Source organism: Rhodococcus sp. 1168, assembly GCF_002091955.1.
Taxonomy (GTDB): Bacteria; Actinomycetota; Actinomycetes; order Mycobacteriales; family Mycobacteriaceae; genus Rhodococcoides.
Genome location: NZ_MKKY01000028.1, coordinates 1 through 19,235, shown reverse-complemented (window position 1 = coordinate 19,235; position 19,235 = coordinate 1). Strand labels below are relative to the sequence as shown.

Here is a 19,235-nt window from a genome sequence, read left to right as displayed (position 1 = left end):
GGATCGGTAGTCAGGCGGGCGCGGGTAGCGCCGCCAATCGGGTCAGTGCGGTGACGATCAGCGCCGACCACGAGGCATCTGTCGACAGCCGTAGATGGGTGCGGCGGGCGTGGGCGGCGACGCGTCCGGCGACCGAAAAGATCCGCAGACGTAGCCGTTTCGGTTCCCACCGGCGTGCGTCGTGTTCTGTGAATCCGAGCATCGGTGTCCATGCGGTAAGTTCGAGGGCGAGTTCGACGATGGCGAGCCAGATGCGGTTCCGGTCGAATCCGTACAGTGGAAAGTTGTCGAGCCCAGTGTCTTTGGAGTTTCGGATTCGGTCTTCGCGGCGGGCACGTCGACGATGCCGCAGTTCGAGATCCTGGACCTGACCACGGGCGGTGTTCGTGGCGAACGCAGTCAACCGCAGTCCGTCGGTGTCGGTGTCGGTGAAACGCAGTTGAGCACCTGGATGCGGGCGTTCCTTTCTGATGACCACTCGCATGCCCGGTGGCCACGTCGCGAGGTCGAGCACGCCGGTGGCGTCGATGACCCAGGTGCCGTCGCGGACCTTTTCGTCAGCGTCGATCACGGCCGACCACGCGCTGTCGGGAACTTCGCGCAGCGCGGTGACCATGGTGTCGGTGAGTCCGAACCCGATCGAGTAGGAAACCCGTTTGTTGTGCAGCCACGACAGGAAGGCGTGACTGGCTGCGGCACCGTCGGTGCGCACCAGTATTTTCTTTCCGGGCCGGCCGCCGGTGGTGATTGGCAGTTGCGCGAGCGCCTTTCGGGTGATGTCGATGTGGTCGGCGGCGGTGTTGGAGCCGGCGTTGCCTGCCCGCAGTAGCGCGGCGAGGGGTTCGCCCGTGCCTGCGCTACCGTGGTCGACGAATGCGAGTAGGGGATGAAAGCCGAAGCCGCGCTTGTAGGTTGGTGCCGCGAGTTCTTTGTCGGAGTGGGCGGTGACGAGGGTTGCGTCGAGGTCGATGATGATTGGGTTCTGCGCGGTGATGTCGTGATCGGGGGCGTTCTGGCCGGCGTGGGTCCATGCTGCGGCGCGGGCGGATGCTCGGGCAGTGTCGATGGTGGTCAGGACTGCGGGTGCATCAGCGGCCAACGCAGTGATCAAACGGCTTACTGTCGGGTCCGAGGGAACTCTCCCGAACACGGCGGAGTGCTCACGCAGGGTCGCGATGTCGGCGAGGCAGTCCCCTCCGAGTGCCAGTGACACTGCGGGATCGGTGACGGTCTTGCCGGGGTTGAACTGCGCCAACGGTTTTCGCCATGAGGACAGTGTCTCCGACAACGCTGAGGTGAGTCCGGTGACCTCCGCGGTGCGGAGCAGCGTCACTGCTCCAGCATGCTTTCGCGAGACCCGTTCCGGTGGCGTCTACGGACAGGGTGGGGTAGGGCGAGGTGGACTTCCTCACCGGGATGGTGCTCCTCGAGTTGGATTGATTCGTGCCTTCGCAAGTCGAATTATCCCAGCTCAGAGCGCCATCTCTTTACTTTGACACGCCGTGCTCAGTCACCGGCATGAAAGCCCCAGGCTAGTGCAGTGACCGCGGGGATCGGTCCGGGAGCTATCCGGCCTCGACTTTGGGCATAATCTCTTCCTTGAGCCGCTTTAGGTCGTCGAGGGTCTTCGATACCGGCACGTCAGCGAAAGGCGGCCATAAAATGGGCATCGTCAGTCCGGCCTCTTTATAGCGCTTGAGCATGTCGGTAATCTGATCGGCGGTTCCCGTCAACAGGTTGCTGGTTTTGCCCTGCGGCGTCTGGTCCGTCTCCTGATCGGTGATGACAAACCAGATCATGCTGCAGATGTCGAGATCGTCGATCGTTCGATCACTGCCCAGTTCTTCGAGTTCCCGCTTGATGCCGGCGCGCCACTTGCTGAGCTCTTCCGGTGAATCCTGAATGCCGATCCATCCAGACAATCCGTACTTCGCGACTCGGCGCGCCGAGCGCTTCGCATCCTTGAGTCCGCTGAAATAGATTGGCGGGTGCGGCGTCTGCACGGGCTTGGCCCCGAACCCGCTTCTTTCGAAGTCGGCGAACTCACCGTGGTACTCGAAGACGTCGTTGGTCCAGATTCCCTGCATGATCTCGATCGTTTCTCGTACGTGCGCGTGTCGTCGAGGGAAGAGGTGCGTTGCGCTCGCGGCAGCGAATTCTTCAGGCATCCAACCGGAGCCGACTGCGACGTTGAGCCTGCCGTGGGAAAGCTGGTCGATGGTCGCTAATTCAGCGGCCAAGACACCGGGTGAGCGGAACGGCGTGTCGATGATGCTCATGCCGATCCGAAGTTTGGATGTCTTCGCAGCGAGCCAGGGGATCAATGGCATGCCTTGGAGGAACTCGCCTCGAGAAGATACGGGGAGAGAGCGAGGAAAGCCCTCCATCATGCCGAAAGAGTGCTGAAGCTCCCCTCGATCAGAGGCTTCCGGGACGATGATCCGGTCAAGGGTCCAGACAGAGTCGAATTCGAGGTCCTCGGCAAGGTTCGTGAGGTCCTCGAGCTCCTTGACCGTCACCTTGTTTCGGAAATTGGGAAGGTAGAGAGAGAGTTTCATGGTGAACGGACTCCTAGTGTTGGAACAGAATGGACTCGTGGGTGTGAGCGGTATTGCTGATGTGCGGTTCGCGGCTCCTCGACGGCTGCTCGACGCTACGGGGCTTGTCTGGAGGTTGCAGTTGCTCGAAGTGCCTTCTTGTCCAGCTTGCCGAGCGTTGTCAGAGGCAGTTCAGTGACGATTTGCAAACTTTTCGGTACCTTGTACCGAGAAAGCTGCACGCGACAGTGCGCGATGATGCCGTCATGTTCGGCGGACCCCGCGCTCGACTCGACGATGAACGCGACGACGGCCTCACCCCAATCCGGGTGGGGGATCCCGATGACGGCGACCTGAGCGACGCCATCGATCTGCGCGATGATGTTCTCGACCTCGCCGGAGTAGACGTTCATTCCGCCGGTGATGATCATGTCGTTCTTGCGGTCGACGAGGTAGAGGTAGCCGTCCTCGTCGACTCGCCCGAGATCGCCTGTATACAGCCACCCATCCCGGATGGTCTCTGCAGACTTCTCCGGCATCCCGAGGTACCCAACCATCGTGTACGGCGTCATCGCGGTGACCTCGCCGACGACACCGAGTGGGCATTCGTTGCCGTCCTCATCGACGATGCGGATTCTGGCCATACTGACCGCCCGCCCGCAGCTGGTCAAGCGCTCGGGCCTGGCGGGGTCGTGGTCTTGGCGGGTCAGTCGCGTGATGAAATTCGGTGCTTCCGACTGACCATAGAGCTGCATGAATACCGGCCCGAAGGTTTCCAAGCCCTGCGTGAGCCGATCCGGTGTGATAGGCGCGGCTCCGTAGAGGATTGTCCGCAGCGACGAGAAGTCAACCGTGCGTTCGACGGTCGCTTGCGTGATGTGGTCGAGCAACCGGTAGATCATCGTTGGGACGGCGAATAGAAACGTAGCCCTGTCGAGCTCGATTCGACTCAGGACGAGCTCCGGCACGAAGCCGGACTCGACGAAGGAGTGAGCTCCTTTGAGCATGCCTGCTTGCAGGTGGAACCCCGAAGAATGTGGAAGTGGTGAGGTGATGATGAGCCGCTCGTCGTCACCGAATCCGATCTCCAGGGCATGCGAGAGCACATTCAGGGCCAGTCCGCCGTGCGAGTGGATCACGCCCTTCGGGTCCCCAGTGGTCCCTCCGGTGTAGATGATCATTCCGATGTCCGAGGGGTCGATCCTGACGTTGGGCGGGGCGGATGCCCCTTCGCCTACGGCGTCCGCCCACAGAACTGCGCCCGAAATCGACGGCACCGGTGCAGGGCCGACGATCACGACCGTACGCAGTGGCGTATCGGGATCTGCGAGAGCGCTGAGGGCATGGGGGAGTTGCGCGGGCGTCGTGATCGCCACCAATGCACCACTGTTGTGCAGGATGTACCGCGAATCGCGGCCGCTCAGCATGTCGTTGAGCGGAACTTTCGCGCCGCCGCAGCGCAGCACCGCTTGGTCAGCGACTACATACTCGACTCCGTTGCTCATCATGAGTGCAACCGGTGTGCCTGGGGACACCCCGTTGTCGTGCAGAAATCGCGCTAATCCGTTCGCCTGCAAGACAACTTGCCGATAGGAAACGGTAGTCCCATCTGATGTGATGGCGGGTTGACCGTCAAAGCGGTCGAGTGCGGTCGTGAACAGGTCGCGCAGCGTCAATTGACCGGAGGTCATCGAACTCCTTGATGAGGTGCGGGCGAGAAGGCTACGGGGAGTGGAAGGTTGCGAACCTGATGGACCAATCGAGACGTGATCGATCGCAGTCTCCCGGCCCTGGAAAACGATGGCGGTCAGACGAGCCTTGCCTCGGATTCTTCCCACTTCGTCCTCCGTCGTGAACTTGCGCCAGGTGTGATGATTGCCACGCTATGCGCAGACTCGCCCGGGCAGAAGGGCTCACCACACCACATTGATCTAGTGCATTTGCACCATCCCGGCAGCGGGGCCGCCCCTCGAGCTGGATCGAGCCGCGACACCGTTGGCTCCTAGCCGACTGCCCTGAAGCTGTGTCGAAGCGGTCGAGTACGGGCCATCCAAGCGTTGAGCAGTTCGCCCGGTCCAGCAGGACGCCGCCCTTAGGTCATTGGCGATCGGTGGAGTGATGCCACGCGTCCGGTCGATGATTCATCGTCCGTGAACTCCGCCGACTGGGAACCTGCTGTGTAGGAAGCTAACTCAGTCACTGTCCAAGGGCTCCGGCACGGGCGACATCGGGGACGGTCCAGCAGGGATTCCGGGGAGAATCGGTAGCAGCTCTGGCGAGGCGCTGCTACCCTCTGATCTGTACGCTCTGCGTCATCTCGTGGTCGCCATCCGCGCCAAACCCCTTCACACGAAAGAAATCTCACCATGACCAAGGCAGTGATCGTCGATGTCCTCCGGACCGCATCCGGCAAAGGAAAGCCTGGTGGGGCGTTGGCTGGAACCCACCCAGTCGAACTGATGGCGCATGTTCTGCGTTCGATCATCGAACGCAACGATCTCGACCCCGCACTCGTCGATGACGTCATCGGCGGTTGCGTCGGGCAAGCCGGTGAACAGGCCCTGAACATCACCCGGAGTGCGGTTCTGTCCGCCGGGTTCCCAGATTCGGTTCCGGCCACCACCATCGACCGCCAGTGCGGATCAAGTCAGCAGGCAGCGCATTTCGCAGCCCAGGGCGTCATCGCGGGAGCCTACGACATCGTGATCGCATGCGGAGTCGAATCCATGAGCCGGGTCCCCATGGGATCCACAACCATGGGCAAGGACGCATCAGGCCCCGGGATTGCCGCACGTTACCCCGAGGGCCTGGTCAACCAGGGCATCTCCGCCGAGCTGATCTCCGCAAAATGGAAGTTCGACCGTCAAGCCCTCGACGCGTTCTCTGTGCGTTCCCATCAGCGCGCCGAAGCAGCGGCGGCGCAGGGGTTGTTCGACAAAGAGATCGTCTCCATCTCGGTGATTGGTGCTGCTGGAGAGACCGTTTCGCACACCGTCGACGAGACGATCCGAGGCTCCACCACTGCAGAAGGTCTGGCCGGGCTGCGGCCGTCGTTCCACACCGAGAAGTACGCAGAACGTTTCCCGCAGGCACAGTGGGCAATCACCCCCGGCAACTCCTCACCTTTCACCGACGGAGCTTCCGCTGCTCTGATCATGAGTGAAGAGATGGCGTCCAAGCTGGGACTGACCCCGCGTGCGCGCTTCCACTCTTTCTCCGTAGCCGGCGACGACCCGATCTTCATGCTCACCGCACCGATCCCCGCCACTCGCAAGGTTCTTGCGCGTGCCGGTTTGACCATTGCGGACATGGATACGTACGAGGTCAACGAGGCCTTTGCTCCTGTGCCCCTGGCATGGGCGCAGGAGTTCGGGGCAGACCCTGCCAAGCTCAACCCTTGGGGCGGCGCCATCGCGCTCGGCCATGCACTCGGATCCTCCGGAACGCGTCTGCTGACCACAATGGTCAATCACCTCGAAGCCAGTGGCGGACGCTACGGTCTGCAGACCATGTGTGAAGGCGCGGGCATGGCAAACGCGACGATCATCGAACGTATGTAAATGTCGCTTTCCCGAACAGCAATACACCGATCGACGGTCAGGGTGGAGTCGCAGTCGACTCGCTATACGTGGATCCGCCAACGGCTCAACACTTTGCTGGTCTCCGCACCTAGTTTCAGCGACTGCTGATCGCACAAATTGGTGAGGACATCTACGTCAGCACGTAAGGCGGGTACGGGAACGCCTAGTGCAACGAGTCCGATCGCGGCATGCGTACGGGCTGAGTTCGGACCGAAGCAGTGGATCAGCAAGTCCGTCGACGTCGCTGTCACACACGTCGTGCCGTCACCGGCAGAGTCGGCCAAGAATGCACGCTCGTGTTTGTGCGCATCGAGAAAGAACTCGTCGAAGGCGTCGGCAGTCGCAAAGGGCAAGTCCGGGAGGACAACGGCAGCAGGCCCGGCATGCCGCCCGTTTCGCAACTCTTCGACACCGATGTCCACCGCAGCTGCAAGGCCAGACTCGGCGTCCGCCACAACCTCGCATCGCGCCCGAACGGATCGGTGGATGGTCATGTCTTTCGACACCACCACGATACGATCCACGAACGGACTGCGTTCAAGCGCGGAAATTGTATCGAGAAAGAACGCAAGCGCGAGCTGTGGCCGCAGGGGATGCGAATCAGGCAGAAGGCGGCTCTTACCCGTTTCCAGTGACCGGATGGGTACTACGACTCCATAGCGGTTGCTCGTGGTCCTGATCATGGGATCTGAATACGCCTTGCGTGAGTGGTTGTTCGCTCACGTGCCGGTCGGCCGATACCTTCGGCGATGGCACGCAGTTCTGTGACTGTCTTCTCGCTGCCGTGCTGGGATCCGGCCATCCGCGAGATGGTCTCCTCCATCAGCGTCCCACCGAGGTCGTTGGCGCCGCCGTTGAGCATCATCTGCGTTCCGGTGGTGCCCAGCTTGACCCAACTGGTCTGGATGTTTGGGATCCGGCCGTGCAGCATGATGCGCGCCAAGGCGTGCGCGGCGCGATTGTCCCGGATTGTCGGACCTGGCCGCGACGCACCAGCCAGGTACAGCGGGGCACTCTGGTGTACGAAGGGCAGGAGAACAAATTCGGTGAATCCGCCTGTGCGGTCCTGGATTCCGCGCAGAACGTTGAGGTGCCCGACCCAGTGATGCGGCTGATCGACATGCCCGTACATCATGGTCGAACTCGAACGCAGGCCCACTTCGTGCGCCGTCGTGACTACTTCGATCCATTCTGCCGTCGGCAATTTACCCTTGGTGAGGATCCAACGCACCTCGTCGTCGAGGATCTCGGCTGCGGTGCCCGGGATCGTGTCCAGTCCCGCTTCACGCAACGCCGTGAGCCAATCGCGGATGCTCTCACCACTGCGCGAAGCGCCGTTCACAATCTCCATCGGCGAAAACGCGTGGACATGCATAGACGGCACGCGCTTCTTGACCGCACGCACCAGGTCGGCGTAGCCCGTGACGGGGAGTTCCGGATCGATACCGCCCTGCATGCACACCTCGGTGGCCCCGGCGACGTGCGCTTCCCACGCCCGGTCGGCAACTTGCTCAGCCGAGAGGGTGAAGGCGTCGTCGTCACCCTTGCGCTGCGCGAAGGCGCAGAACCGGCAACCGGTGTAGCAGATGTTGGTGAAGTTGATGTTGCGGTTGACCACGTAGGTGACATCGTCACCGACGGCTTCCTTGCGGAGTATATCTCCCAGTGCGACAACAGCTTCCAGTCCGACACCTTCGGCGATGGCGAGAGCGTGATACTCGTCGTCGGAGCATCCGGCCGGATCACGCTCGGCACTGCGCAGTGCAGCAAGAAGATCGGTGTCGACGCGAACGGGAGCGCTCAGTTCGAGAACCTGCTCGCGCACGGTCTCCCAGTCGCCGAAAGCGCTGCCCAGGTCACTGCGCGTTTCGGTGTTGCGGCCGTCCGTGTCGATCTCGGTATTGAGGTCGACACGTCCACTCGACTCCCAGGATTCGTCCGGCTCCTGCCACGGCAGACCAACCGGCCTGGTATCCAGCTTGGCCAAGCCGGTCTTCGGATCGGCTAGCGCCTGAACATGACCGGCGATCCGCGGGTCGATCCAGGGTGCTCCGGCCAGAACGTAGGCAGGCTGCGCGGCAGTACGCTCGGTGAGCGCGAAGCCTGCCTCCGCACTGATAGCGGCCAAGGTCTCGAGGTTCGGCCACGGGCGCTCGGGGTTGACGTGATCGGGAGTCAACGGCGAAACCCCGCCCCAGTCGTCGACGCCGGCACCGAGGAGGGCCAGGCATTCACTGTTGGAGACAAGATTGGGCGGGCTCTGGATCCGCATCGTCGGGCCCAGGTGCAGACGAGCGACGGCGATAGCAGCAAGGAACTCGTCGAGACCCGCATCGTGAGCATCGCGCATCGCCGTGTCCGGCTTGGCCAGGAAGTTCTGGATGATGACTTCCTGAATATGACCGAATGCTTTGTGCGACTTGCGAATTGCTATTATCGACTCGGCACGCTCGAAGAAGTTCTCCCCGATGCCCACCAAGATGCCGGTTGTGAACGGAACGTTCAGACGGCCCGCATCGGTCAAGGTTCGCAACCGAACGGCCGGATCTTTGTCCGGGCTGCCGTAGTGGCATTCACCCTTGTCGGTGAACAGCCTGGTAGCAGTGGTCTCGAGCATCATTCCCATCGACGGTGCTACCGGCTTGAGACGCGAAAGTTCCTGCCAACTCATCACCCCGGGGTTCAGGTGCGGGAGAAGTCCCGTTTCCTCTAGAACGCGGATCGACATCGCCCGCAGGTAGTCGAGGGTGGAGTCGTAACCGCGCTCGTCGAGCCACTGCTTGGCCTCGGGCCAGCGTGCCTCCGGGCGGTCACCCAAGGTGAACAGCGCCTCCTTGCAACCCAATTCAGCCCCGGCGCGGGCAATATCAAGCACCTCGTCAGGTTCGAGGTACATTCCGTGCCCCTCGGAACGCAGCTTGCCCGGCACTGTCACGAAGGTGCAGTAGTGGCACTTGTCCTGGCACAGGCGGGTCAGCGGAATGAACACTTTGCGCGAGTACGTCACGGTGTTCGGACGTCCAGCGGCCAACAACCCTGCGTCGCGAACCTTTGCAGCCGATGCACACAAGTCCGTCAAGTCGGAGCCACGTGCCTGCAACAGCATCGATGCCTCGTCGACATTCAGAGTCGCTCCGTCGCGTGCGCGACGTAGGACGCGACGCATGGCCGAGGGATTCGAAGTGAGCGACGGCGTTGCCGACTCTACGGTCATTGCGTGTCCTGTCTATGTAGTACATACCAGAAGCCAGTCGGATTAGCCCGGGTGTCTCGCGGGTGACGCCGTGGTAGCTCCAATCCGCACACCGGTCTCCGGTCGTGACAGTAGCCACTTGCAATTGTGGCCACCGAAATTGGTTGCCGAGAAAGCAGATCCGTGCCATTGCTGTTTCTCGACAGTGAAAAAGGTATGAACTCGGAACCGAGAACCGAGGGATCGATCAATGCATGCAGCTCGAGTTTCCCTCACTCCACGCCTGAGTAGACATCTCGAAGACTGTCGTGCTCGATCCGGTCACCTGGGACATCGTCACACCCGATAGTTTCCTACGTCGGAATCACCGGAAGAACAAGTTCATCTCAACGAATGATCAACGTCGCTCCGGTCGTGTCCCGACAAGACCGGAGCGCCCGACGATCGCCATCGCTTCGAGTTTCGAGCGAGCACCAAGTTTGTCCAGTATGTGAGCGACATGATTCCTGACGGTGTTCACACTGAGATATAGGCGCTCTGCAACCTCGCGGTTGGTCATGCCTGCGCAGACGAGTTCCAACACGTCGGTCTCCCTAGCTGTGAAGGAGGGAGCAGGTTCATATGCACCCGGTCCAACTGAGGGACCGAGATCGGTCGATATCGGGGTGTTACCTCGATTCATTGCATCGACTGCGGCCAGCACTTCCGAAATGCCGCGCGATTTGGTGACGTACCCGTGACACCCAGCGGCGAGCGCTTCGCGCAAGACGTCGCGATCTGTGGATGCAGTCAGCATCAATACTCGCGTCTCCGGAGTTACCTGGCGAATGTGCTCGAGGACGGTCAGTCCGTCCCCATCTGGCAGGTTGCGATCGAGTACTACAAGATCTGGATGGAATCGCTCGACCGCGGCCATCCCGTCTGCGAGGTTGAACGCGGTCGCAGGCACAAGCCACCCAGCGCCTTGCAGCGCCTCGGCGAACAGCTCGGTAAAAACCCGGTGGTCATCGATGATGACCACCGATGAGGTATCCAAGCGTGCTGCTATGGTCGATTGCGGTTGTGGCATTCGAGCCGCAGCCGAGGTTTGTTCACGATGTATTTGTGCTTGGGGATTATCCATGCAGAAGCTCCTTCAGCGCGACGACGAAGATCCACATGAAACTTCTTGTCAAGTTGTCGCCGCAGTGTCAGTGGCCAACACGAGGGCGTCCGATCCCGATTCTGCCATCGTTGCACTTGTCCCTTCGTATAGGCCCGATTTGTCAGTTCAGGCTCAACTAGATGGAGCTGACATTGTAATTCCATGTGATGCCGATCCCCGAACCGTGCGCTGGGCGACCATCGCCGCTCGGCGACTTGCCGACCGACGCCGCGCATCTATGACGGACCACCGACAAGCTGTCCACGATCTGGGTACAGCCTTCCTGTCTGTCGGCATGATGGCCGACGTGCTTACCACTGGTGGAGAATCTTCTACCCGGGTCGAGCAGCTCCGACAGATCGCCGGCCAGGGTCGTGACTTGACCTGGAGAGCCGGTAGACCGGGGAGGGCCCGTTATGGATCACTGCGGGAGATCGACGTCGCGACGACGCTCACGAGCGAGATTGCCACAGGCGATGAGGCTTCTCGCGCAGGGCCGACAATAACTGTGCGTGCCGACGGCCCCTTTCCCGTAGTCGTTGACTACTCCGAATTTGTAGACGCCATCGAAGCGATTATCGACAATGCGACAGCCGCCGGCGCTGAAACTATCCAATGCGAGGTGCGTACTGATCGGGATTCGGTAGAGATCCGCATCATCGACGACGGGTGCGGTATTCCGGTGGAATGGTCGCTGAAGCGTGCACACACCGCATTTCAGAGTGGCTGGCCAGAGAATCAAAACGAGATCGGGCTGAGCGAGGCCACGGAGTTCGCCGACGCGGCAGGCGGGGAACTGCGGGTCCTTCGGCGAGACGGGCATGCCGGCACATGTGTACTCCTACGCTTACCTATTGGGCGGTCTGAGGAACCTGAGCAGCAAGTACAGACACTTCCATCCACCGGACTGGGGCTGCTCGAGGCTCAGGCCGAAATATTGGAAGGGATTGCCAGGCGCGTACCGCTCACAGAGAGCCTCAGCGCCGTGATCAGAGCGATGGAAGCGCAACTTCCAGACAGCATTTGCTCGATCTTGTTGCTCGATCGTGCGGCAGGTACGTTGTCGCACGGCGCAAGCATCAACCTTCCAGAGCCATTCCGTCAGGCCATCGACGGCGTCCGGATCGGTCCACAAGTCGGCTCATGTGGCACGGCGGCCTACACTCAGCGCCCAGTGGTTGCGGTCGATATCGCCACCGACTACCGATGGGCGGTTTTTCGCACCCTTGCGATCCGGCACGGACTCCGCTCTTGTTGGTCCACTCCAATCCTCGATGCCGATCGAGGCGAAGTGCTCGGCACCTTTGCGGTTTATCATTCGAAACCATGGAAACCGACGCCTATCGCAATCGAGCTTGTCAATCGATTCACATATACAGCGTCGATTGCGATAGGCACTTATATGCTTTTTTCCAGATTACAGGAAAGTGAATCCAGATTTCGCAGCGCCTTTACCGGGGCTGCTGTCGGAATGGCCGTCATGGATATGGACGGTGTACTGTTGCAAACCAATCCGGCGCTGATAGCGATGCTGGGATCCCCCGGTGTCGGGCGTCAGCTCGGAGAATTCCTTCAACCGATGGATGCGACGAGTCTTCGGGAAGGCGTTCGATCTGCTGCATCTTGTCGATCAGCTGGTGGCAACGAGTCATTCCGACTCTCTGAGGTGAGGGTGACGACAAATGACCCGGACTCGCCACTTTGGGCCGCCATGAGCGGGTCTTTGGTATCCGGGCCCGATGGTGATCCGATGTATTTCTGCGTGGAACTATTCGATTTGACTGAGCGTCGTCGGGTGGCCCATGCCAGGAGGGAACAAGCCGTCGCAGAGGCAGCCAGTAAGACGAAGACCGATTTTCTTGCGCTTGTCAGCCACGAGTTACGCACCCCACTGAACGCTGTGATCGGATTTGCCCAATTGATGGAGATGGGCGGCCTCACCCCGGAACGCCAGACCGAAGGGGTGGGCCATATCCTCGCAGCAGGACGCCATCTTCTCCAGCTGATCAACGATTTACTCGATCTGTCAGGCGCGGAGACTGGACAGCTAGAGATGCGTTTGGAGGCTGTCAGAGCCCTCGACAGTGTCCATGACACAATCGAAATCGTCACGGGTTTGGCTCTCGATCGCGAGATTGTGCTCGAGGTGCGTACCGAAAACCCAAATCTGTGGATACGCGCTGACTCTCAGAGGTTGCGTCAAGTCCTGATCAATCTCGTGGGCAATGCAATCAAGTTCTCGCCATCCGGTGGTCGCGTCGAGATTTCGGTCGAGACTGATTGCATAGCGGTAACCGACTCAGGGCCCGGCATCCGCGAAGACGATCTGACAGACCTGTTCATACCGTTCAAGCGAGTCGGCGAGCATCCGGCCGAGGGATCCGGCTTGGGCCTCGCATTGTCGAAACAACTGGTCAAGTTGATGAATGGTCACCTCGATGTTCGCAGTACGATCGGTTGTGGAAGCACCTTCTGGGTCTCACTGCCCCTCGCCAGTGCAGACTGGGTGCCGCTGCTACCTCCTAAAACCCAGGAAACGAAGAATGAAGCTGGTGGCATCGTCCTTTCTGTCGAGGACGACCCAGCCTGTGCACGACTGATCGAATCGTCGCTCACTCAGACCTCAGCAATCACCGTTGTTTCAGTGAAGACCCTCGCGGAGGCTTGGGACCTTCTCGATGATCCCAGTCAGAGAATCGACTTGATCTTGCTCGATATCCAACTTCCGGACGGAAATGGCTGGGACCTGATTCGTCGTGTCCGTACCGAATTACCTGGTCGAGATGTTCCTGTTGTCGCACTAAGCGCCGCCACGGGTGGAGTTCCTCGTGATCTCGAAATTATCGAGTTCATACCGAAGCCTGTGGTCATCGATGATTTGATGCGCACAGTCCGCAGTGGACTCAACCTGAACGAGCAATGAGTTTCCTCGCAACAACGACTGTCGAAATGTTATGGATTTATAAGTGCCTCGATCGTGGATAGTAGTTGTGGTATATCCACAGGCTTGGTCAGGCAGACATCGGCACCGCTCTCACGTGCGAGACGCAACTCGGCCGAGCGCGACATGCCAGTGAGCACGAGAATGGGTATCGACTTGAGTCCATCATCAGCGCGGAACGCGATGACAAGGTCTAAGCCTGTATACCCGCTACTCAGCATAAGATCAGCAATCAAAATATCCGGATGCGACACTCGCGCGGCGAGTAACGCGCCCTGCCCGTTCGCGTAGCTGTCGACCCGATGCCCGCGGCTCTCCAGGACCATACCCAACAGTTCACGTCCCGCGCGGTCGTCCTCCACCACCAAAACATTCACTGTTCGGCTCCTTTCCAATTGCTCCCACGCTACCGGCGCCGACGGTGATGCGGATGGTTCATATGCACCGGGTCAAGTTGGTGTTTTGACACCTTCTGGCGTCCGTTGCGAAGCCCTAGCGTTGCCTGTGACAGCAGTCACAATGGATTGGGAGAGTGTTATGGGAAGAGTTGAGGGCAAAGTCGCTCTGATCACCGGTGGTGCTCGTGGACTCGGTGAAGCAACCGGACGGCTACTGGCAAAGGAAGGTGCTGTCGTCGTCTTGACCGATGTGCTCGACGAGGAGGGCACGACGCTCGCAGAGGACATTGTCGCGAAGGGCGGACACGCCACCTACCTACATCAGGATGTAACAGATGAAGCGGCATGGGCCGAGATCATGAGCACCATCATGGGCGCACATGGTCGCATCGACATTGTCGTCAACAATGCGGGCATCGTTGACGACGCAAATGTTGAGGATACAACCCTCGAAGGCTGGCGTCGGGTGAACAGCATCAACAGCGAAGCTGTGTTTCTGGGTACCCGGGAAGCCATCAAAGTGATGAAAGCCCAGGATCCGAAGGGTGGGTCGATCGTCAATATCTCCTCGATCGCAGGCCTTGTCGGTATCGACAATCTGGCCGCATACAACGCTTCCAAGGGAGCCGTGCGGCTCTTCACGAAGTCTGCTGCGCTGCACGTGGCAAAATCCGGATACAACATTCGGGTCAATTCCGTGCATCCCAGCTACACGTGGACGCCGATGGTGCAACAACTCGGCGACAACACGGGAGACCGCGACGAGTTCTACAAGGCGTTGGCCGCTGTACATCCGCTCGGTCGACCGGGCATTCCCGAGGACGTGGCTTGGGGCATTCTGTACCTCGCGTCGGACGAATCGACTTGGGTAACAGGATCCGAACTTGTGATCGACGGCGGAATTACCGCGGCGTGATCTCTGCGGCCGTCGCGAGGTTTTTCGAACAGAGCGACCAAATCCGCTCGAGCAGAAAGACCACGCGATGGCCGCAACCCGCACTACCGACCTGCACCAACTTTGGACGGATTCGCTCGCCGACGCCAGCTGTCACCTCATGCGCAGTCCGCCGTCGACCTCCGACGACTGGCTCGCCGTCGAAGAGTCCGAACCCGATACCAAATCGTTGCCAAGGAGCCCGACGATCATGCTCACGAGCCAACCGAAGACGGTCATGGTCGTTGATGACGACGAACGGATTCGAGTACTGATGTCCTGGAAATTGGAGTCCGAGGGTTTCAACGTCGTTGGATTCCCGGACGGCGAATCCGCACTCGAATCGATCGACCGCAGCCAGCCTGATCTGGTAGTTCTGGATCTGGGCCTCAGCAGCACGGGAATTGGTGGTCTTGACATGTTGCGCAAAATCCGGACGGTCTCCGACCCTCTCGCTTCCTTGCTTCCGGTCATTGTCGTGTCTGGACGAACAGGGCAGATGGACCGCATCGTAGCTCTCGACATGGGAGCGGACGACTATTTGGTAAAGCCGGCCAATCTCGGTGAGTTGGCAGCAAGAATCCGTGCTGTACTTCGACGATCGAACGGCCATGACTTATCTCCATTGCGGTTTGGCGATCTCTATGTCGACTTGCTCGCGCGCACAGTCACCGTCGGTGATGTTCGCGTTGAGTTGACAGCACGCGAGTTCGACCTTCTCGCCTTCATGGCCGGCAAACCGGGGCAGGTCTTCACACGCGCACAATTGCTCACCCATGTGTGGCGCTCATCCTCGCAGTGGCAGGACCAGTCCACAGTCACTGAGCACGTCCACCGGATACGACAGAAGGTAGAATACGATCCTTCCAATCCACAGTGGATCAAAACGGTTCGGCGCGTTGGCTATCAGATCACACAAGCATCATGACTGCAGGAGAGATGGCCAGGATTGCCCAGGATTGCCCAGGTTCGATAGACCACAGGACTCAGCCGAGGGTGCGGTGTGGAACGCCTGCCATCAGGCCACCGTCTGAGGTTTGAATCACCCCGGCAAGTCTGCAGACTGATGTGCCCCGAGTTTCGTGGGAGCCGTCATATTTGACTTCAGGATACGGGTTGATGTGTAAAGCGTACGTTCTCGAACTCGATCGGTGTCAGCATCCCGAGAGCGCTGTGCCTACGTTGGCGATTGTGAAAGATCTCGAGGTACTCGAACATGGTGTGGGCCCCGGACAGTGTCCAGGCGACATCGGTGCCGGGTCCGAGATCCAGCGCGTGCTGAATCGTCATGAGACAGGTGTAACCCCAACGTCACCGCCGATCAAGCATTTCGCGGGTCGGCGTGTCGATTCGCGGTAACAATTGGGTGGATTAGCCGGTCAACAGGCAATCGCCGATCGATCCCATCGACGGGACCAGTCCCGATTCGTGCGCCCGGCGGGTGAACGCCCATGATGTGAATTGGCCGCGTCCGCGGTCAACCACTGATCGCAACAAAGCTCACTGAACTTGCCAGGCTACGCAAGCAGGTCTTCAATCAGGACAAAGACATCTTACAATCAAAGGCAGCGCAACAGTGCAGTTGAATGGGGGCGCGGGTGTCGAGGATCGGCCGACCTGGAATGTTGGATGAAGAGAAGTCCAAGTTATGGAGGCGCTGGCGGTCTAGAGTCGATCAGTGTCATATCCGGCGCAACCGGTAAGGCTCCGGGATCGGCCTTCACCCTTCTGAAGTATCACGGCGGCATCGCGCCTGCGGAGCCCAGAGTGCAAAATATGCTCTTTGACTCTTGTTGAGCGTGAGGCAATCTCGCGCTCAATCCTCGCCCGGAGACACAATTCGATCGAAAGCCTCCGCCCTGGGTCGTGCGCCGTCGACTGTGAGCCGTGAAATCAGGAGGAATGGTGGCCGTGGTGGCTATCCTGCCGCCGCAATAACCAAGCGTGCTGGTGTGCAGGCCAGGCTTCCCAAACCATGCTTGCTGGACCGGAATCCGGCGCTACTCGCACTCGGCAACAAGTTCGTCGGAGTACTGCCAGGCTGCCTACACATCCACACCGAATACGACGACATGCCGCCCGGGTACATCGAACGACGTAACAACCTACCGCCGCTCAACGCGTTACAGTCTGGGACGTCGATCCGCCCAGTTCACCGGGGACACGTCAATACCTTGTGCCTGCGAGCAGAGATGCCTGATACCGGCGCATTCCACGCAACCAGCGGTCATAGTCGGCACTCTTCTGGCGCCACATATCCAGAACATTCTTGTGTGGCAAGATTAGAAACTCTTCTGCCTCTATCGCGGCAAGAACGATCTGGGCGCACTCAGCAGGTTTCAGTACGTCTCCCGCTGCTAAAACGGCTCCGGTCGCCGCCCTGCCGATCGGGTCTTCCGTGCTTTCGCCTGCATATAGAAGCTTTGTGTCGACGCCCATCGGGCACAGGCAGCTGACTCGAACACCTTGGTCTCCATATGTAATCGAGAGCCACTCTGCAAAAGCCACCGCAGCGTGCTTGCTCACTGAGTAGGCAGCCGACCCGACTTGACTGAGCAAACCGGCCGCAGAAGCGGTGCTGATGAAGTAGCCTTCACCGCGCTCGACCCAACCAGGCACAAGAAGCTTGGCCGCCCGAATGTGAGCCCGAACGTTGACGTCGATCATCGTGCTCCACATGTCTTCAGTGATACCGAGGCCCATGTCTCCCATTACACCTGCGTTCGCGAAGTATAGGTCGACGGATCCAAACTCTCGCTCTGCCTGTGAAATCAAACTGGCGATAACCTTTTCGTCAGCGACGTCCCCACCTGCTGACACTGCCGCTCCGGGCGTTCGCGAATTGATAGCGTCCGCCACAGATGCTGCTCCAGCAGCATCAATGTCCGCTACTACGACACGTGCACCCCCAGAGGCCAATTGCGCAGCCAAAGCACCGCCGATCCCGCCACCGCCACCGGTAACAATCGCCACTTTCTGCGCAATTTTCATATCGGTTCCTTTTCGTTTACCATCACCTCGGTCACAGCGACCGACGCAGTTGATCCAGTTTTAAGCACTGCGATGCCATGGGGTTCAGATTTCTTTCGACAATACCGAAATCTTGTGGATCGTATTTAAGGTTCCCCAGGGGGTGAATTCAGGCAATTTTCACCAACAATCACCAAGCGTCATCCTAACGCTATAACTCTGAAAAGTGCAGATACCGCCAGCGTGCTGAGACTACGCAGATTGGCGCCAAGATCACCAGTTGGTCGGTTACTTCACGACTTCGAGGCCTTCTTCGCGGCGCCGACAACTCGCTTTGCGATGGCCCAGCGATGGACCTCGGACGGGCCGTCGTACACCCTGAAAGGGCGGATTTCACGCGAGAGTCGCGCGAGGGGAAGGTCGTCGGAAACCCCGAGGCCCCCGCACATTTGGATACTGCGGTCGACGATCCGGAAGACGGCTTCGGCTGCAAATGTCTTCGCGATCGACGTCTCGTTACTTGCCGTCGAGCCCTGATCGAGCGCAAAGCAGGCCTGGACCAGCAGCGCTCGCGTCGCGGCAATGTCGATTTCGTTGTCGGCGACCATCTTCTGAATCATGCCCAGATCGCCGAGGACAGAGCCGAACCCTTCACGCTGCGCAACTTGCGCGACAGCGACGTCGTGTCCGCGTCTGGCTGCACCGAGCCAGCGCATGACGTGTGTCATGCGGGCAGGTCCGAGACGCACCTGCGCGTAGCTGAATCCTTCGTCGACGGCACCGAGCACGTTCTCGTCGGGGACGAAGACATTGTCGAAGAAGACCTCGCAGTGGCCACCGATCGTCGCTTGGTCGAGAGTGCCGATGTGGCGGCCGACCTTGATACCTTCGGTGTCGGCGGGCGCGAGGAACATCGTCGCTCCTCCGCGGTCACCGGGCTTGCCTGCGGTGCGGGCCATGATGATGAAAAATCCTGCGCCATCGGCGCCGGTGATGAACCATTTATGCCCGTCGACGCGCCAACCGCCCTCGACCTTGATTCCGGTGGACCGCAACGCCGAGGGGTCCGAGCCTGCACCCGGTGCGGGTTCGGTCATCGCGAATGCCGATCGGACATCGCCTGCTGCCAGCGGTGCCAGGAACTGTTCCTTCTGTGCGCCGGAGGCAATATGCGCCAACATGTGCACGTTTCCCTCGTCGGGCGCACCGATGTTGAGCGCGGCAGGCCCGAAGAGCGAGTATCCGCCCTCTTCGAACAGGGGTGCGCGGTCGCTCATGTTCAGGCCTGCGCCGCCGTACTCGACGGGTGCGTGGGGCGCGAACACGCCCGCCTTCTTCGCCGCCTGTTGCAGCGAAATCCGCAGCTCATCGCCACCTGCGTCGGTAAAATTTCCGAGGAATTCGTCTTCGATCGGGAGGACCTCTTCCCGTATGAAAGTCCGCGTTTTGCCGATCAGCGCCTGGACGTGGGGTGAGTAGGTCAGATCGACAGCCACAGACATGCTCCTCGAAATCTCAGACCGAGCGATCGCTCGGT

12 protein-coding genes and 3 pseudogenes are annotated in these 19,235 nt (G+C 60.0%); 5 read left to right on the top strand and 10 right to left on the bottom strand.

What is annotated here, in order from left to right:
- Nucleotides 1-10 precede the first annotated feature (10 nt).
- The 3 genes and pseudogenes from BJI47_RS03360 to BJI47_RS03350 form a co-directional block, all read right to left on the bottom strand.
- Nucleotides 11-1,412 (bottom strand): annotated as a pseudogene (locus BJI47_RS03360) (IS1380 family transposase).
- A gap of 153 nt (nt 1,413-1,565) precedes the next feature.
- Complete coding sequence (locus BJI47_RS03355; protein ID WP_088942403.1) at nt 1,566-2,558, bottom strand: LLM class flavin-dependent oxidoreductase; 993 nt, start codon at nt 2,556-2,558, stop codon at nt 1,566-1,568.
- Between the two features lie 95 nt (nt 2,559-2,653).
- Complete coding sequence (locus BJI47_RS03350) at nt 2,654-4,228, bottom strand: AMP-binding protein (protein WP_088942402.1); 1,575 nt, start codon at nt 4,226-4,228, stop codon at nt 2,654-2,656.
- Between the two features lie 675 nt (nt 4,229-4,903).
- Here BJI47_RS03350 and BJI47_RS03345 point away from each other — a divergent pair.
- Entirely contained in the window at nt 4,904-6,097 is a 1,194-nt protein-coding gene (locus BJI47_RS03345; protein WP_088942401.1) for a thiolase family protein, read from the top strand.
- Nucleotides 6,098-6,159: 62 nt separating this feature from the next.
- On the opposite strand, the gene cofC is transcribed toward BJI47_RS03345, so the two are convergent.
- The 3 genes from cofC to BJI47_RS23620 all read right to left on the bottom strand — a co-directional run bounded on the left by cofC (nt 6,160) and on the right by BJI47_RS23620 (nt 10,332).
- The gene (cofC, locus tag BJI47_RS03340; protein ID WP_088942400.1) at nt 6,160-6,801 is read right to left on the bottom strand and encodes a 2-phospho-L-lactate guanylyltransferase; all 642 of its coding nucleotides are present in this window, start codon (nt 6,799-6,801) and stop codon (nt 6,160-6,162) included.
- Nucleotides 6,798-9,332, bottom strand: coding sequence for a bifunctional FO biosynthesis protein CofGH (locus BJI47_RS03335; protein ID WP_088942399.1), 2,535 nt, complete (start codon nt 9,330-9,332; stop codon nt 6,798-6,800). The genes cofC and BJI47_RS03335 overlap by 4 nt, the downstream gene beginning before the upstream one ends.
- A 376-nt stretch (nt 9,333-9,708) precedes the next feature.
- Nucleotides 9,709-10,332, bottom strand: coding sequence for a response regulator transcription factor (locus BJI47_RS23620; protein WP_217808502.1), 624 nt, complete (start codon nt 10,330-10,332; stop codon nt 9,709-9,711).
- Here BJI47_RS23620 and BJI47_RS03320 point away from each other — a divergent pair.
- The gene (locus BJI47_RS03320) at nt 10,241-13,378 is read left to right on the top strand and encodes an ATP-binding protein (RefSeq protein WP_217808501.1); all 3,138 of its coding nucleotides are present in this window, start codon (nt 10,241-10,243) and stop codon (nt 13,376-13,378) included. The two genes, BJI47_RS23620 and BJI47_RS03320, sit on opposite strands and share 92 nt — an antisense overlap.
- A gap of 29 nt (nt 13,379-13,407) precedes the next feature.
- Here the strand turns inward: BJI47_RS03320 and BJI47_RS03315 are convergent, their stop codons facing one another.
- Nucleotides 13,408-13,773, bottom strand: a complete 366-nt coding sequence (locus BJI47_RS03315; RefSeq protein WP_088942396.1) for a response regulator — start codon at nt 13,771-13,773, stop codon at nt 13,408-13,410.
- 160 nt (nt 13,774-13,933) lie between these two features.
- Between BJI47_RS03315 and BJI47_RS03310 the strand changes: the two genes are divergently transcribed.
- Nucleotides 13,934-14,710, top strand: coding sequence for a glucose 1-dehydrogenase (locus BJI47_RS03310; protein WP_088942395.1), 777 nt, complete (start codon nt 13,934-13,936; stop codon nt 14,708-14,710).
- Nucleotides 14,711-14,777: 67 nt separating this feature from the next.
- Nucleotides 14,778-15,656: a response regulator transcription factor gene (locus tag BJI47_RS03305; RefSeq protein WP_254900347.1), complete on the top strand. Its 879-nt coding sequence runs from the start codon at nt 14,778-14,780 to the stop codon at nt 15,654-15,656.
- Nucleotides 15,657-15,832: 176 nt separating this feature from the next.
- Here BJI47_RS03305 and BJI47_RS24945 read toward each other — a convergent pair.
- A pseudogene (locus BJI47_RS24945) lies at nt 15,833-15,952 on the bottom strand (IS3 family transposase); the annotation flags it as partial.
- A 556-nt stretch (nt 15,953-16,508) separates the two neighbouring features.
- Here BJI47_RS24945 and BJI47_RS24410 point away from each other — a divergent pair.
- Nucleotides 16,509-16,638: pseudogene (locus BJI47_RS24410) on the top strand (helix-turn-helix domain-containing protein); the annotation flags it as partial.
- A 256-nt stretch (nt 16,639-16,894) separates the two neighbouring features.
- Here the strand turns inward: BJI47_RS24410 and BJI47_RS03295 are convergent.
- Entirely contained in the window at nt 16,895-17,719 is an 825-nt protein-coding gene (locus BJI47_RS03295) for an SDR family oxidoreductase (RefSeq protein ID WP_088942393.1), read from the bottom strand.
- Between the two features lie 272 nt (nt 17,720-17,991).
- A complete protein-coding gene (locus tag BJI47_RS03290) occupies nt 17,992-19,194 on the bottom strand; it encodes an acyl-CoA dehydrogenase family protein (protein ID WP_088942392.1) in 1,203 nt (400 codons plus the stop codon).
- Nucleotides 19,195-19,235: the final 41 nt, after the last annotated feature.